Genomic DNA, 15,677 nt, shown 5'->3' with positions numbered 1-15,677 from the left:
TCCATGAATGCGATTGCCAAGGCGATCGATGCCATCAATGAAGCTTTTGGGCGTGTCATCGCTCCATTGATTGCCATCATTACCCTGATTGTTCTTTACGATATTGCGTCACGTTTTCTGTTTGGGCGCCCTAGCGACTGGGCATTTGACGTGACCAAAATGCTGTTTGGCGCCCACTTTATGCTAATGGCGGCCTATGGGCTCAAACATCATGCCCACGTGGAAGTCGATATATTAAAACGTCTGCTGTCGCGCAAAAAGCAAGCAGTGCTTGAAGTGCTTGGTTACCTGATTTTCTTTGTCCCCTTTATCTGGATGCTGATCACCCTGGGCTGGAGCTTCTTTGAACGCGCCTGGAGCCGCGGTGAAACCACCTATGGCATGGTCTCAATCCCGGTCTACCCGATCAAAGGGGTGATTGTGGTGGCTGCTATCCTGATTCTGCTGCAGGCAATTGCCATTGTGCTGCGTGCCATCATGCAGCTTCGTGAGGAGGCATCAGCATGAACCTAAGTCCTGAAGTACTCACGCTGGTGATGTTTGGCGGCCTGATGGTGGGGCTGTTTATGGGCCACCCGTTGGCGTTTGTGCTAGGCGGTGTAGCCGTTATCGGTGCCTTTCTTGGCCCCGGCGAGCGCATTCTCGGCACCCTGATCAACAATATTTTCGGTAACGCCATGGATAACTATGTCCTGGTCGCGATACCGCTATTCATATTGATGGCGAGGTTCTTAAACGACTCTGGTGTTACTGAGAAGATGTTTGACGCCATGCGCCTATTGCTGGCGAACCTGCGCGGTGGTTTGGCGCTTACCGTGGTCATTGTATCGGTGCTGCTAGCGGCTACCACCGGTATTGTTGGCGCTTCAATTGCAGTAATGGGCATGATTGCCCTGGTGCCGATGCTCAAGTATGGCTACAACAAAGAGCTGAGCGCAGGCGTTATTATGGCCAGCGGTTGCTTAGGCATCTTGATTCCGCCCAGCATCATGCTCATTCTGATGGCCAGCTACTCACCGGTTTCCGTGGGCGCACTGTTTGCTGGCGCGCTGATTCCCGGCCTGCTACTTGGGGTCATGTATGCACTCTACGTACTGATCATCTGCTACATCAAACCGCACTATGGCCCTAAGGTACCAGCCGAAGAACGCGCCGAAGTCAGCACTAAACAACTGCTGATCATGCTGGCGAAGTACGTGCTTCCCCCCATGTCGTTGATCCTGGGCGTGCTGGGCGCGTTATTTACCGGCGTCGCCACCGCCACTGAAGCATCCGCTATCGGCGTCTTTATCGCCTTTATCCTGTTTATGATCTTCGGCGACCGCAAAATCAGCACCTGCTTCTGGACGATGATAGAGGCGGGCAAGACCACCACCATGGTCATGCTGGTACTCGTCGGTGCTACTGCCTTTACCGGCGTGTTCTCGCGTGGTGGCGGCATGACCGTGATTAGCGACCTTGTGCTGGCAATGCCTGGCGGCACCATTGGGGCACTGATCCTGATGCTGTTCCTGGTATTTATCCTGGGCATGTTCCTGGATTGGACCGGCATCGTACTACTGAGCTTCCCGATCATGCTGCCCATCGTCGAAACCATGGGCGTGGATATGCTCTGGTTCGTGGTGATGGTGGCGGTAGTACTGCAGACATCGTTCCTGACCCCACCCTTTGGCTATGCACTGTTCTACTTAAAAGGCGTGGCACCACCTGGGGTCGAAATCGTCGATCTGTACAAAGCGGTCGTGCCTTTCGTCGCCTTGATTCTGCTGGCCTGTACGCTAATGGCGTTCTTCCCGTGGTTGATTACCGGCCTGCCTAGAATGCTGTTGGGCGGTTACTAGGCCCTCTGAACTTAAAGCTTAACGTCCAACCATTATGGCCCGCTTCGGCGGGCTTTTTTGCACCACCTACCCGCCTGCAAAGCTGCAGCAGCGCAGCGCCAGTGCTACTATTCACGCCCGTCACTATTTCGCATTAAGTGCGCTGCGCCACTTTACGCTGCTGCAAGGAGTGTTCGTTTGTTCAGATTCGGCTATCGCGGGCTATTCGCCTTCTCCTCTTCACTTAGCCGTCGCGCTAGCCCCTGGTCGATTGCCCTGATAGCAGTGGCATTCGTCGTGGCGCTGCCTGTGCTGGTGGTGTTTGCCCATATCGCAATGCCCACCGATGGCGTTTGGCAACACTTGGCCAGCACCGTACTTGGCCGTTATTTGAACAACACCTTCTGGCTCGTTGTGACCGTAGGACTCGGCACGCTTATCATCGGTACCGGGACGGCCTGGCTGGTGGTCATGTGCCGCTTTCCCGGCAAGCGGCTATTCGAGTGGGCGCTACTGCTGCCGTTAGCAGTACCCACCTACGTTATCGCCTACGCTTACACTGACTTTCTCCAATTTGCTGGGCCGTTACAAAGCCTACTACGCGAGACATTTGGCTGGGAATATGGCGACTACTACTTTCCCAATATTCGCTCCCTTGGTGGCGCCGCGACGGTGATTACCCTGGTGCTTTACCCCTATGTCTACCTGCTGGCCCGCGCCTCGTTTTTAGAGCAGTCGGTCTGCGTGCTGGATGTGGGCCGCACTCTTGGCCGCGGCCCCTGGAAACTGTTTGCCAGTATCGCCGTACCGTTGGCACGCCCGGCGCTGGTGGGTGGGGTATCGCTGGTTCTGATGGAAACACTTAACGAGTTTGGGGCGGTTCAGTTCTTCGGCGTGGATACCTTTACCACCGGCATCTACCGCACCTGGTTTGGCATGGGTGAACAGGTAGCGGCAGCACAACTGGCGGCGTGCCTGCTCACCTTCGTGATTGTGCTAGTGCTGCTGGAGCGCTGGTCACGGGGTAAGCGCCGCTACTTCCACACCACCAATCGCTATCAGCAGTTGCCCGAGTACGCGCTGCACGGCTGGCGCGCTGCTGCGGCGACACTAGCCTGCTTGGTGCCGGTGCTGGTGGGTTTTTTACTGCCCAGCGGCATTCTGCTCAATCTAGCCCTGCAAGGGGGCGATTCGCTCTGGGGCTCGCGATTTATTGGCTACGCCTGGAACAGTCTGGGGTTGGCAACAGTGGCTGCGCTAATCGCCGTGGGCTTGGCCGTTGTGCTGAGCTACGGCGTACGCATGCACGATACGACGTTTGCGCGGGTGGCTTCTCGCGTAGCCTCTATGGGCTACGCGATTCCCGGTTCGGTAGTCGCGGTGGGTATTCTGATTCCGTTTGCCTGGTTGGATAACGCCCTCAACACCTGGCTGAATAATCACTATGGCTACATCGTTGGCCTGGTCTTCAGTGGGTCGGCGTTTATTTTGTTATACGCCTATGTCGTGCGTTTTCTAGCTGTCTCGTTCAATGCCGTTGAGGCGAGCTTAGGCAAAGTAACCCCCAGCATGGACGCCGCCTCGCGCACCCTGGGTCAAACGGCAGGGGGCACGCTGCGCCACATTCATACACCAATGATGCGCAGCAGCCTGTTGGCGGCGGGAATTTTAGTCTTCGTTGACGTCATGAAGGAACTGCCCGCGACGATTATTCTGCGCCCCTTCAACTTCGACACCCTGGCCGTGCGGGCGCATAATCTCGCCTCTGACGAGCGATTGGCCGAAGCATCGACCTCGTCATTGGCAATTGTGGTAGTGGGCATCCTGCCGGTCATTCTGCTTAGCATGGCCATGCGCCGCTCACGTCCCGGCGCTCAGTCGTAAAAGCTAAATGCCAAGCACTAAATGCTAGGCCACAAGGGGAAAAACAAATACCTGTGAAAGGTCGAGGTGAATATCCACCGGCTGACCCTCCGCGGGTAAAAACACCCCAGGTACGCGGGCGTGCAGGTGGGCCTCAAGGCCGTTTCCACCATGGGCACACAGGTGTAGCAGGCTGGTCCGCCCCAGCAGCTTCGCCATTACCACATGGCTATGGCGGTGCTCATCCGCAGGCAGTTCACGCTCAACAATACGCAGCGCCTCAGGGCGAATCATGACCTGGGCGTCGCTGCCTTCCGCTAGCCCACCGGCCGGCACCCGCCCCACGGGCGTGTTAACCGCGCCGTTATGCACCTTGCCCTGTAGTTCATTGACGTCGCCAAAAAAGGTCACGACAAAAGGGTCTTGAGGTGAGCAGTAAAGCTCTCGCGGCGTTCCCGTTTGCACGATCCGGCCATCCCGCATTAGCGCGATGCGATCGGCCATAAACATGGCCTCTTCGGGGTCATGGGTCACCAGCAACGTCGCCGCGCCGACTTTTTTAAGCACGTGCAGCGTATCGTCGCGGATTCGGTCTCGCAGCCGCGCATCAAGGCTTGAAAACGGTTCATCCAACAGCATTAAGCGCGGAGATGGCGCCAGCGCCCGTGCCAGGGCCACCCGCTGCTGCTGCCCCCCTGAAAGCATATGCGGGTAAACATCGATATACGCAGCCATACCCAACTGCTCAAGCAGTTTGGCCGCCCGCTCCCGACGTTCGCGAGAAGCTAAATGTTTAAGCCCAAAGGTGACATTTTCCAAAACGGTTAAGTGGGGGAAAAGTGCCGAGTCTTGAAACGCCAGCCCGACATTGCGTTTCTCCGGCGGCACGTGACGCTGACCCGGGCCTGCAATATAAATATCCTCCAAGTAAACGCTGCCCTCTTGCAGTACTTCAAGGCCCGCAGCGATACGCAGCAGCGTTGTTTTGCCACAACCAGAGGGCCCCAATAGGCAGACCACCTCGCCTGGAGCAACGCTTAAATCCACCCCTTTTACGACCGTATGGCCATCATAAGCGTGGCGTACATTACGCAGGGTTAACGCAGAAGAGCCGGGCGCTTCCTCAGCAGCCCTTCTTTCAGTTACCTTTAGAGTTGCCGTCATAAATCACCGCTATTAATTAGCACTGTCTGAATAGCACTTTCCAGGTGAGCAAACCGCACCTCTAAAAGACTAAACGCGGATTCAGTACATTTGAAAGTTGTTTGCATTCTATTTTTAATTGCCCCGATATGCACGTACCACCTTTTGGGTAGGCATTTGCTCTTGACTGAAGGCATACGAAACGCTTCAATAACAATGTTAATAATGTAACTTATTATCATTCAATAAATAAGGATGTGCTTGATGAAAACCGTACGCTTTGTTGCTCCGATGGCAGCGATGATGGTGGGCGCTACGTTTGCCGGTCAGGTCGTGGCAGACGAGCTCAACCTTTACTCCGCACGCCACTACGACTCTGACGAGCGCCTCTACGATGCGTTCACCGAAGAGACAGGCATCGAAGTCAACATCCTTGAAGGCGACTCCGATCAGCTGATCGAGCGCATTCAGCGCGAAGGTGTGGCCAGCCCTGCAGACATCATGCTCACCGTCGATGCTGGCCGCCTCTGGCGCGCTGAAGATGAAGGCATCTTCCAAAGCGTCGAGTCGGACGTTCTCAACGAGCGCCTGCCCGAAGCCATGCGCCACCCTGACGGCCTGTGGTTCGGTTTTAGTCAGCGCGCACGGGTTATTTTCTATAACCGTGAAAACTTCGATCCGAGCCAGATCACTAGCTACGAAGACCTTGCCGACCCGCAGTTTGAAGGCAAGGTGTGCATTCGCTCTTCCAACAACATTTACAACCAGTCGCTGCTGGCCGCAATGATCGAGCACCACGGTGAAGAGGGTGCTGAAGAGTGGGCCCAAGGCGTGGTCAATAACATGGCGCGGGATCCGGAAGGTGGCGATACCGACCAGATTCTGGGCGTGGCCAGCGGCGAGTGTGACATCGCTGTGGCTAACCACTACTACTATGTTCGCCTGCTAAAATCCGACGACGACGCCGAGCGTGAAGCGGCTCGCAAAGTGGGTATTATTTTCCCCAACCAGGGTGACCGCGGCACTCACGTGAACGTTGGCGGTGCCGGTGTGGTGGAAGGTGCGCCTAACCGCGAAAACGCCATTCGCTTCCTCGAATACCTGTCTTCAGACACTGCTCAGGAAATTTTCGCCTCCGGCAACAATGAGTTCCCGGTAGTTGACGGCATCAAGAAAGACCCGGTGCTGGAATCCTGGGGCAACTTCAAAACGGATGACGTGAACATCAGCGTACTGGGTGAGAACAACCCTGAAGCGATCCGCATTTTTGATCGCGTCGGCTGGCGTTAAGCCCCCCTGCCCGAATTGAAGGAAGAACCTCGCTAGGCAAAAATCACCTAAGTAGAGGCTAGAAACACCCGCAACTGCGGGTGTTTTGCGTTATAGCGCTTCTAAACATGCTGGCACTGGCGGAAAGCGCCGGGGACGACCATCTTCCTGCATATAGAGGGTACACACCTGACTTTCAGGCAGCTCTAATGGCACGTGGCTGGAAATAACCAGAATCCCATGCTGTGCGCGGCGCACAAGGCTGGTGACGACATGACGCCGAGTTACCGCGTCAAGCCCGGCTAACGGCTCGTCAAGCAGCAGAATGGGCCGTCGCGCCAGCAGCACCCGCCCCAGGGCGATACGTCGCGCCTGACCTCCAGAGACGGCTGCTCCATACTCGCCCAAAGGTGTCTCAAGCCCCTGGGGCAACCCTCGCGCCCAGGTGCCTAGCGCCAAATCATCAAGAACGCTCCACAGCTCACTATCACCGGCATGACGGGCACCAAGGCGTAGATTTTCCGCCAGACTCATGTCAAACAAATCCCACTGTTGGGGCAGATAGCCGACGGCGTTGTGCATTGACCACTGCTCAATGGGATAGCCGTTAAGACAACACTCCCCGGACAGCGGCAGCAACTCGCCGGCCAATACCTGCAACAAGGTCGATTTGCCACACCCCGAGGGGCCATGTAAACAGAGTATTTCACAGCTCTTCAACGCCAGGTTGATACGTTGCGGCCCCACCAGTGCGCCAGGCAGGCCTGCTGTTAATTGGCTGACATTTAGCTGCCAGCTGAGCGGTGCGGTTTCAACCTCCTCAATAGCGGCTTGCGCCCTCGGCGCCCCTTCCGACAGGGCATTGAGGCGATTCCGTGCGGCAAGGCTCGCGCCCAAGGCAAGAAAACTATGGGTCAGTGGTGCCAATATTTCCCCTAATGCCAGGATCGCCAAGACGGCGGCTAACAGCATTGGCACCGTCAAATGGCTGGCCGCTAACAGTGCTTCTGCCTGCCATAGCACACTAACGATGGCAGCTCCCAGCGCCACCTGCTGCAACGCGGTGGTCAGGCTGGCAAGCAGTTGCTGGCGCTCCTGATGCGCCAAGTAGTCGGCGTCCCATTTTTTCACTCGTTGGGCCATCTCTGGCCATCGCCCCCACAGCACTAATGAGGTAATGGCTGCCAAGGGCTCAATCAGTGCCACCCGACGACGCTCAGCAAGTTCGGCACTCTGGCGTGCCTGATCAATACCACGCCATAACGCCAGTAACGGCAACCCCAGCCAGGCTAACAGCACTCCCGGCAAAGCAGCCCACATCAGGGTGCCACTCAGACAGTAAAGCCCTGCCATGACAACCACCACCATTAGCCCGGCCCAGCCCCAGGGCAGGAGCGCCCGTAATACCACCTGATCAAGCTGGTCTATATCGGTCACAAGGCGATGCATAGCGTTGGCCGTGCCGTGGTGAGAAGGACTGGAAGCCGCCTGCAGTAATGGCTTTTTCCCCAATGCCATGAACAATCGACAACGCAGATCCTTCAGCAACCCTAGCGCGGCATCATGGGACGCTAGGCGTTCACCGTAGCGCCCGGCCGTGCGCACAATGGCGCACAGACGAATCAGCGCTGCGGGGCGAAAATAGTCGAAACCGAAGGCGGTCGCCGTCATCGTACCGGCAACCGCCGCCGCGGTAATAAACCAACCCGAGATAGCCAGCAAGCCAATCACAGCCAGCAGCGTGGCGGCGCCTAGCAAGAACGCCAGCGACCAGCCGCCACGCCGAAGCAACAGCAAATCACGCAGCCGGATAGTGGGAGGTTGTTCTACAGAGGGGGTCTTGTTTAATCGCAGCATGTCATGACCTCTTTCGATGACAGCTCAATTTGCCGATCGACCCACTCCAGGCCCGCCGACTCGTGACTGACGATAAGCACGCTACGCCCGCGGCTAAGCTTTCCGATCAATGCATTGAGTTGCCAGGCAGCATCCGGATCAAGGTGGGCCGTGGGCTCATCGAATAGCCATAGCGCTGCATCGCGAAGCAGCAACTGCGCCAATCCCAAACGTTGCAGCTGGCCACCGGATAGCCCCTGTCCGCGCTCGCCCAGCTGCGTGGCAAGCCCATTACCGCGAAGCAGAATCGGCCACAGGCCAACCAGGGTCAGAACCTCAATAAGCTCTTGATCTGTTTTATCCGGAGCCGCCAAGCGCAGGTTATCTGCAATGCTGCCAGACTGGATCGGTGGTTGCTGACTGAGGTAGCCAAGCTGGCGTTGCCAGGTGGCGCGGGGCCACTGGGCAAGTTCGCAACCCTTCGCCTCCAGGCTGCCCTGGTAAGCGCTAAATCCCAACAACGCATGCAAAAGGCTCGACTTGCCCACTCCGCTTTCGCCCTGCACCAACACCCTTTCGCCCGCCGCCAGCGTGAGGTTAAGCGGAGCCAGACGAAGCCGACCGCCTTCACCCCGAACACTCAGCTCGTTACACTCCACGGTGAAAGACTCGACGTTTCTCGCTACCGGGGGTAGCGGTGCCTCTTGAGGCTGCCAAGTGTCAGCTTCCAGCAGAGGCGTCAACGCCTGCATGGCACCGATTGCTTCCGCCCGGGCATGATAGTCAGTGCCCAATTGGCGAAGCGGCGCATAGAACTCGGGCGCCAGCAGTAAAATAAACAGCGCCCCCTGATAGGGTACCGGCACCTCCGCTTTCGCCCAGGGCAAAAGGCCAAGCAGCCCTAAGCCGAGATAAAGCGCCACCAAGGCAATCGCCAGCGCGGCAAAAAACTCCAGCACCGCGCTGGATAGAAAGGCAAGTCTAAGCACCCGCATAGTACGCCCACGGTAGGCATCACTCGCCTGGGCGACCTTGGTCTCTGCTTGGTCAGTTGCTCCCATGCGCTGTAGCGTCGCCATCCCACGAACCAGGTCGAGGAAGCGGCCCCCCATACGCGCCAAGGCGACGAACTGCTGCTGACTGGCACCCGCAGCAGCACGTCCCACCAGGATCATAAATAGTGGCACCAACGGCGCGGTCATTAGCATCAATCCCGCGGCCAGCGGGCTATAAAACGCTACCACCGCCGCTATCAGACAGGGCACTAGTACCGCCAGCAAGCTCTGTACCCGATAGCGGCTAACGTAGCCGTCCAAGGCATCCACCTGCTCCAGCACCTGAGTGGCCAAGGCGCCATCACTGCCAAATTGGCGCCTAACCGGCCCAAGGTGGCCAAGCTGCGTTAATAACTGGCTGCGTAAGGCGTCACGAGCACGCAGGCTGGCCTGACGAGACAGCCATTCCCGGCCAGCGTGGAGAAAAGGGCGTAGCACCATGCAAATGGCCAGCCCTGCTAGCCAAACCGTCGGATGGCCCGGCGACTCCCTACCCTGCCAAAGCAGTAACCAATGGTGAAAAATAGTGGCCAACAGCCAACTCTGGGCAATCAGCAATACCACGCCGATCATCGCTAGCAGCGTGGCGCCCCGCAACCACCAGCGTTGTGGGGCAAGGCAGCGGTTCAGCCGCTGCCGCGGGTCATTGGCTTCAGTCGCTCCGCTCATGCTCGGATTCGCCTTCATAGCCATTCACTTCAAGCCACATGGCGTTAAGAATGCTGACGGTGGCCGCCAGCGTGACACCCAAAATCCAGGCGAAATACCACATACGATACCCTCCTCAGTAAAGCGCTTTGTCGTTATCACGAATAAACTGCTCGTTCAGGCGTCCACGCATGACCCAGTAACTCCAGGCGGTATACAGCAGCACCAACGGCACGAAAACACACACCACCACAAACATGATCTTGAGCGTCAACTCGCTCGCCGTGGCATCCCACATGGTTAGACTATGGTTGGGGTTCAGCGACGACGGCATCACGAAGGGAAACATCGTAACGCCCGTTGTGACCACCACCATCGCCATGGCGACAGCCGAACTGGTAAATGCCAGCGCATGGCGTCCCAGCTTCATGGTCAGCGCGCAGAGCACAAAACCTAAGACGCCCAGTATTGGCAGTAGCCACAACAGCGGGAAGCGGCTGTAGTTGGTCATCCAGCCGCCAGCACTGACCGCCACGATTTTACCGGTAGTATCGTTGTACCCTTGGGTGTCGATTACGCTAGTCACTTGGTAGCCATCAACGCCCAGGAGCAGCCACACCCCACCCAGCACGAACAGTGCCGCGCATATCAGTGCTGTCAGGCTGCCGATGGCCGCACTACGGCTGCGCAGTTCGCCCTCGGTTTTAAGCTGCAACCAAGCCGCTCCGTGAGTGACGAACATCAGCAGGCTCAACAGCCCGGCCAATAGCGCAAAGGGGTTCAATAGGCCCAGCAAGCCGCCCTGATACTCCAGGCGCAGATAGTCATCGAACTGGAAGGGAACGCCTTGCAAGAGATTGCCAAAAGCGACACCAAAGATCAGCGCGGGAACGGCGGAGCCGATCGTCAACCCCCAATCCCAACGACGGCGCCATGTGGGATTTTCCAACTTGGAGCGATAATCGAACGCCAGGGGGCGAAGGAAAAGCGCAAATAGCGTCAGCATCAAGGCGAGATAGAAGCCATTGAAGGCTGTTGCGTAAACTGGAGGCCAAGCAGCAAACAGTGCGCCCCCTGCGGTGACCAGCCAGACCTGATTACCGTCCCAATGAGGCGCCATGGAGTTGATCATCACCCGGCGCTCCTCATCGCCGCGCCCGACCACGTTGAGCAAGGCGGCAACGCCCATATCAAAACCATCGGTGACCGCGAAGCCCACCAATAGCACGCCGATCAGCACCCACCAGACAAACCTAAGGGTTTCGTAGTCCATCATCATGCCTCCCGTGCTGGGGTTGAGATTGGATAGTCAGACTCAGCGTCATCATCCAGGTAACCGCTACCGGAGGGCCCTTTGCGGGCAAAGTGTTGCATCAGCCACATTTCGATGATGACGAAGGTGGTGTAGAGGACGCCAATAGAAATCAGGGTAAACAGCACCTGCTCAGCAGTCAGGCTGGAAATGGCCAAGTGCACCGGCAATATCTCGCCGATTGCCCACGGCTGACGCCCATATTCGGCCACGAACCAGCCCGCCTCACAGGCAATCCAAGGCAGCGGTAGGCTGAACAGCGCGAAGCGAAGTAGCCACCGGGACTTCTCTGGCTGACGACGTACGCTATGCCAGAAGGCCAGCGCAAACAGCAACAGCATGCTAAAGCCCGCGGCGACCATGGCCCGAAAAGACCAGAAAAGCGGCCAAACCTTAGGAATCGACGCTTCAACGGCTTGATCAATTTCGGCTGTGGTCGCATTGGCTACATCGTCGCTATAGGCACTGAGCAGTAGCCCATAACCAAGATCGCTGCGCACTTCCTCGAACCGAGCCATATCCCCTTCGCGCTCTTCATCACTGCGCAGGCGCTGCATGAGTGCGTAGGCTTCCTGGCCATTGACGATGCGCTCGCGGTGCTCTTCCTTAAGCTCCCGAATACCCATCACTTCGGTATTCAGCGAGCGCGTGGCGATCAAGCCCATCACACCAGGTATGCGGATGGCAAAGTCGGTGTGCTGTTCCGCCTCGTTGGGGAGCCCAAATAGCGTGAAAGCCGCAGGTGCGGGATGGGTTTGCCACTCTGCTTCGATGGCGGCCAGCTTGACCTTCTGCACATCCCCCAGCTCATAGCCAGACTCATCGCCCAGTACAATGACCGATAGCGCGCTGGCCAACCCGAAGGCAGAAGCAATCGCAAAGCTGCGCCGCGCAAAGGCAATCTCACGCCCCTTGAGCAGGTACCAGCTTGAAATCGCCAACACGAAAATCGCCCCGGTGACGTACCCCGCTGACACGGTATGCACAAATTTGACTTGGGCGACGGGGTTGAGCAGTACCTCTGCAAAGCTGACCAACTCCATACGCATGGTGGCTAGGTTGAGCTCCGACCCTACGGGGTGCTGCATCCAGCCATTGGCTACCAGAATCCACAGGGCTGACATATTGGTCGCCAAGGCCATGAACCAGGTAACCGCCAGGTGCTTCTCTTTTGACAGGCGATCCCAGCCGAAGAAGAATAGCCCGACCAGCGTCGACTCAAGGAAGAACGCCATCAAGGCTTCTATCGCCAGGGGCGCTCCGAAAATATCGCCGACATAGTGAGAGTAGTACGACCAGTTAGTGCCGAACTGGAACTCCATGGCGATACCGGTCGTTACCCCTAACGCAAAGTTAATACCAAACAGCTTGCCCCAGAATTTGGTCATCTGACGATAAATGGTTTTACCGGTCATGACATAGACCGACTCCATGATCGCCAGAAGTATCGACAGCCCTAGCGTTAAGGGTACAAACAGGAAATGCACCATCGCCGTAAAGGCGAACTGCAACCTGGATAATTCAACAATGTCCATGAGTGACTCCCGATGGATAGCTTAAACACACCTTTCGCCCCACCGGGAAACCACAGACAGGTGCTAACCCAGGCAAAGCGATGTGTATAGGCTATTCCTCCACCCGAGCCAACAATTTGATCTTGATCAATTCCTTACTTAAGCATTGCACTGTTGCGACAATATGCCATCCACCCCCTTCCTCATTCAGAGACGCAGGCGTAAACGAATGAGGCTTGCGGTGTTGGTAGTAGGCATTAGTGCGCTTCATCCCAATTGGCACCGCTCTCCGCTTCTACAATCAGCGGTACTTTCAGCTCAGCCGCGCCCTGCATGCGTTTTTGCACCTGCTCGATAAAGGCCTCGACCTGTTTCTCGGCGACTTCAAACACCAGTTCATCGTGCACCTGCATCACCATCAGCGCATCGAACTCGCCTTCCGCTAGCCACGCATCCACATCGATCATCGCCTGCTTGATAATATCGGCGGCAGTGCCCTGCATCGGCGCGTTAATCGCGGTGCGCTCAGCGCCTTGGCGGCGGTTGCGGTTTTGCGACTGAATTTCCGGCAGGTAAAGCCGCCGCCCTAATACAGTTTCGACAAAACCATCCTCTGCTGCTTGCGAGCGAATGCGCTCCATATAGCGGGCCACGCCGGGATAGCGGTCAAAGTAACGATCAATGTAGGTTTGCGCCTGGTTGCGCTCGATATGCAGCTGACGCGACAGCCCCCAGGCACTCATGCCGTAGATCAAGCCGAAGTTAATCGCTTTGGCGCTACGGCGCTGATCGCCAGAGACCTTCTCAAGAGAGGTGCCGAAGACTTCTGCCGCCGTGGCGGTGTGAATATCACGCCCTTCGGCAAACGCTTCCAGCAGCCCTTTATCTTCAGATAAATGCGCCATAATACGCAGCTCAATTTGCGAGTAATCGGCGGCGACAATACGGTAGCCAGGGCGGGCAATAAATGCCTGACGAATTTTGCGCCCCTCTTCGGTACGGATGGGAATGTTCTGTAAGTTGGGATCCGACGACGACAGCCGCCCGGTCGCAGTGACTGCCTGATGATAGCTGGTGTGTACCCGGCCAGTGGCTTTATTGAGCAGACGCGGTAGCTTATCGGTGTAGGTGGACTTCAGCTTGGCCAGCCCCCGGTGCTGCATAATCACCTTGGGCAGCGGGTAATCCAGCGCCAACTCTTCCAGCACACCTTCCGCGGTAGAAGGTGCGCCTTTAGGGGTTTTCTTGAGCACCGGAATTTTCTGCTCTTCAAACAGAATCTGCCCTAACTGCTTGGGTGAGCCGAGATTAAATTCGCGCCCGGCCAGTTCAAACGCCTCGCGTTCTAATTCGCCAATGCGCTGCTCTAACTGTTGGCTCTGTTTGTGCAGTAGCTCAGCATCCACGGCGACACCGTTGCGCTCGATGCGCGAGAGCACTTTGATCAGCGGCAGCTCAATATTATCCAGCACCTCCGCCAGACGCCCTTCGCTCTCGACCTGGGGACGCAGCGCTTGCTGCAGCCGCAGGGTGATATCGACATCTTCGCAGGCGTATGGCGCCGCTTGCTCCAGGGCAATCTGGTTAAAGGTCAACTGCTTGGCGCCCTTACCGGCAATCTCTTCAAAGGAGATGGTCTTTTCACCCAAATACTTGAGCGCCAGCGAATCCATATCATGGCGGGTAGCGGTGGAGTTGAGCACATACGACGCCAGCATGGTGTCAGCAAAAGGGCCTGCCACGGAAATCGCATAGTTGGCCAGCACGGAAATATCGTACTTGAGGTTTTGGCCAATCTTGGTTTTTGTCGGGTCTTCCAGCAGCGGTTTTAACGCCGCCAACACCGTTTTGCGGTCAAGCTGCTTAGGCGCATCCAGGTAGTCGTGGGCAAGCGGGATATAGGCCGCCTCACCCACTTCCAGCGACAAGCCAACGCCAACAATTTCCGCATCCATGTAATTAAGGCTGGTGGTTTCCAGATCGAAACAGAAGCACTCGGCGTTTTGTAGCCGATCCAGCCAGCGATCAAAGTCTGCCTGTTCGAGGATGACCTGATCTTCACGAACAGAGGCTTGCACAGAAGCGCTCTCCCCCTCGGACTCGCTACCATCTTCCTCAGCGCTTACGGGCGCAGGCTCGCCGCCTTTAACGTCATCCACGCCTTCGTCTTTGCCTTCCAGCAGCTCACCCAGCCACTGGCGGAATTCCATCTCTTTATACAGGATGACCAGCGCTTCGCGATCCGGATGAGCAATATCCAAATCATCCAAGCCCACCGGCAACTCGCAGTCGACTTTAATGGTGGCCAGCTGATAGGAGAGAAACGCCTGATCGCGATGCTCTTCAAGCTTCTTGGGCAGAGTTTTGGCGCCCCGGAAAGTGAGCGTTTTCACTCGTTCTAAGTCGCCATAAATGGTCTCCAGCCCACCGCCCATGCCTTGCAGCAGGCCAATAGCGGTCTTCTCACCCACGCCGGGCACACCGGGAATGTTATCGACCTTGTCACCCATCAGAGCGAGAAAATCGATAATCAATGCGGGCGGCAGACCGAATTTTTCTTCTACGCCCGCCTCATCCAGGGTTTCATCCTTCATGGTGTTCACCAGAGTGATATGGGCATTAACCAGTTGCGCCATATCCTTATCGCCGGTGGAGATCACTGCATCGCGTCCCGCCTGGGTGGCGTGATGGGCCAGGGTGCCAATCACATCGTCCGCCTCTACGCCGTCAACGCAAAGCAGCGGCAGGCCCAGCGCCTTCACGCAGGCGTGCAGCGGAGCGATCTGGCTGCGTAGGTCATCGGGCATCGGCGGGCGGTGCGCTTTATAGTCGCTGTACAACTCATCACGGAAGGTTTTGCCCGGCGCGTCAAACACCACCGCCATGGGGCTTTCGGGATAATCCTTAATCAGCCGTTTGAGCATGTTTAACACGCCTTTCACCGCGCCCGTTGGCTGACCATTGGAGGTCGTTAGCGGCGGCAGCGCATGAAAGGCACGGTACAGATAAGAAGAGCCATCGACGAGGACGATCGGAGCGCGAGCCATAACCAAGTTCCATTGTTAAATAAGATTGCTTAAAAAGAATTGCCAATAAGAGTGGCTCATATGATACGCGTTGCACAGGCAGACTGCAGAGCCAAACTCGACTCTCTTATCACAACAACGCTGCCAACTGAGCGACCAAGCCGCTACAATAATGGGCTTAGCAACCTGGG

At 56.9% G+C, this 15,677-nt stretch carries 11 protein-coding genes; 4 read left to right on the top strand and 7 right to left on the bottom strand.

The features are described 5' to 3' along the window. Positions 1-3 precede the first annotated feature (3 nt). From AC4EYZ_RS17205 to AC4EYZ_RS17195, 3 genes are all read left to right on the top strand, one after another. Complete coding sequence (locus AC4EYZ_RS17205) at positions 4-507, top strand: TRAP transporter small permease subunit (protein ID WP_138799844.1); 504 nt, start codon at positions 4-6, stop codon at positions 505-507. Beyond that, positions 504-1,841, top strand: coding sequence for a TRAP transporter large permease (locus AC4EYZ_RS17200; RefSeq protein ID WP_009288578.1), 1,338 nt, complete (start codon positions 504-506; stop codon positions 1,839-1,841). Before AC4EYZ_RS17205 ends, AC4EYZ_RS17200 begins: the two co-directional genes overlap by 4 nt. Before the next feature lie 177 nt (positions 1,842-2,018). Then, positions 2,019-3,704 (top strand): ABC transporter permease, encoded by a 1,686-nt coding sequence (locus AC4EYZ_RS17195; RefSeq protein ID WP_490203934.1) that lies wholly within the window; start codon positions 2,019-2,021, stop codon positions 3,702-3,704. Between the two features lie 24 nt (positions 3,705-3,728). Here the strand turns inward: AC4EYZ_RS17195 and AC4EYZ_RS17190 are convergent, their stop codons facing one another. Beyond that, complete coding sequence (locus AC4EYZ_RS17190) at positions 3,729-4,847, bottom strand: ABC transporter ATP-binding protein (protein ID WP_027958853.1); 1,119 nt, start codon at positions 4,845-4,847, stop codon at positions 3,729-3,731. A 243-nt stretch (positions 4,848-5,090) separates the two neighbouring features. Here AC4EYZ_RS17190 and AC4EYZ_RS17185 point away from each other — a divergent pair, with 243 nt between their 5' ends. Beyond that, complete coding sequence (locus AC4EYZ_RS17185; protein WP_190374668.1) at positions 5,091-6,116, top strand: Fe(3+) ABC transporter substrate-binding protein; 1,026 nt, start codon at positions 5,091-5,093, stop codon at positions 6,114-6,116. 90 nt (positions 6,117-6,206) lie between these two features. Here AC4EYZ_RS17185 and cydC read toward each other — a convergent pair whose 3' ends face one another. From cydC to polA, 6 genes are all read right to left on the bottom strand, one after another. Continuing rightward, positions 6,207-7,952, bottom strand: coding sequence for a thiol reductant ABC exporter subunit CydC (cydC, locus tag AC4EYZ_RS17180; RefSeq protein WP_474191129.1), 1,746 nt, complete (start codon positions 7,950-7,952; stop codon positions 6,207-6,209). Further along, a complete protein-coding gene (gene cydD / locus AC4EYZ_RS17175) occupies positions 7,940-9,655 on the bottom strand; it encodes a thiol reductant ABC exporter subunit CydD (RefSeq protein WP_152419310.1) in 1,716 nt (571 codons plus the stop codon). Before cydD ends, cydC begins: the two co-directional genes overlap by 13 nt. Beyond that, positions 9,639-9,758 (bottom strand): cytochrome bd-I oxidase subunit CydX, encoded by a 120-nt coding sequence (cydX, locus tag AC4EYZ_RS17170; RefSeq protein ID WP_051052215.1) that lies wholly within the window; start codon positions 9,756-9,758, stop codon positions 9,639-9,641. Before cydX ends, cydD begins: the two co-directional genes overlap by 17 nt. Before the next feature lie 12 nt (positions 9,759-9,770). Beyond that, entirely contained in the window at positions 9,771-10,913 is a 1,143-nt protein-coding gene (gene cydB, locus AC4EYZ_RS17165; RefSeq protein ID WP_081742606.1) for a cytochrome d ubiquinol oxidase subunit II, read from the bottom strand. Then, positions 10,910-12,481 (bottom strand): cytochrome ubiquinol oxidase subunit I, encoded by a 1,572-nt coding sequence (locus AC4EYZ_RS17160; RefSeq protein ID WP_041159519.1) that lies wholly within the window; start codon positions 12,479-12,481, stop codon positions 10,910-10,912. Before AC4EYZ_RS17160 ends, cydB begins: the two co-directional genes overlap by 4 nt. A 236-nt stretch (positions 12,482-12,717) precedes the next feature. Then, positions 12,718-15,507, bottom strand: a complete 2,790-nt coding sequence (polA, locus tag AC4EYZ_RS17155) for a DNA polymerase I (protein WP_490203933.1) — start codon at positions 15,505-15,507, stop codon at positions 12,718-12,720. Positions 15,508-15,677 lie beyond the last annotated feature (170 nt).

The organism is Vreelandella sp. 162(4c) (genome assembly GCF_058152265.1).
Note: the sequence above shows the minus strand (reverse complement) of the source record. Positions and strands in the feature narration are given on the sequence as shown.

Excerpts from the sequence above, each read along its gene's own strand:
- AC4EYZ_RS17205 (WP_138799844.1), top strand. The coding sequence starts at position 4 with ATGAATGCGATTGCCAAGGCGATCGATGCCATCAATGAAGCTTTTGGG.
- AC4EYZ_RS17200 (WP_009288578.1), top strand. The coding sequence starts at position 504 with ATGAACCTAAGTCCTGAAGTACTCACGCTGGTGATGTTTGGCGGCCTG.
- AC4EYZ_RS17190 (WP_027958853.1), bottom strand. The coding sequence starts at position 4,847 with ATGACGGCAACTCTAAAGGTAACTGAAAGAAGGGCTGCTGAGGAAGCG.
- AC4EYZ_RS17185 (WP_190374668.1), top strand. The coding sequence starts at position 5,091 with ATGAAAACCGTACGCTTTGTTGCTCCGATGGCAGCGATGATGGTGGGC.
- cydC (WP_474191129.1), bottom strand. The coding sequence starts at position 7,952 with ATGCTGCGATTAAACAAGACCCCCTCTGTAGAACAACCTCCCACTATC.
- cydD (WP_152419310.1), bottom strand. The coding sequence starts at position 9,655 with ATGAGCGGAGCGACTGAAGCCAATGACCCGCGGCAGCGGCTGAACCGC.
- cydX (WP_051052215.1), bottom strand. The coding sequence starts at position 9,758 with ATGTGGTATTTCGCCTGGATTTTGGGTGTCACGCTGGCGGCCACCGTC.
- cydB (WP_081742606.1), bottom strand. The coding sequence starts at position 10,913 with ATGATGATGGACTACGAAACCCTTAGGTTTGTCTGGTGGGTGCTGATC.
- AC4EYZ_RS17160 (WP_041159519.1), bottom strand. The coding sequence starts at position 12,481 with ATGGACATTGTTGAATTATCCAGGTTGCAGTTCGCCTTTACGGCGATG.
- polA (WP_490203933.1), bottom strand. The coding sequence starts at position 15,507 with ATGGCTCGCGCTCCGATCGTCCTCGTCGATGGCTCTTCTTATCTGTAC.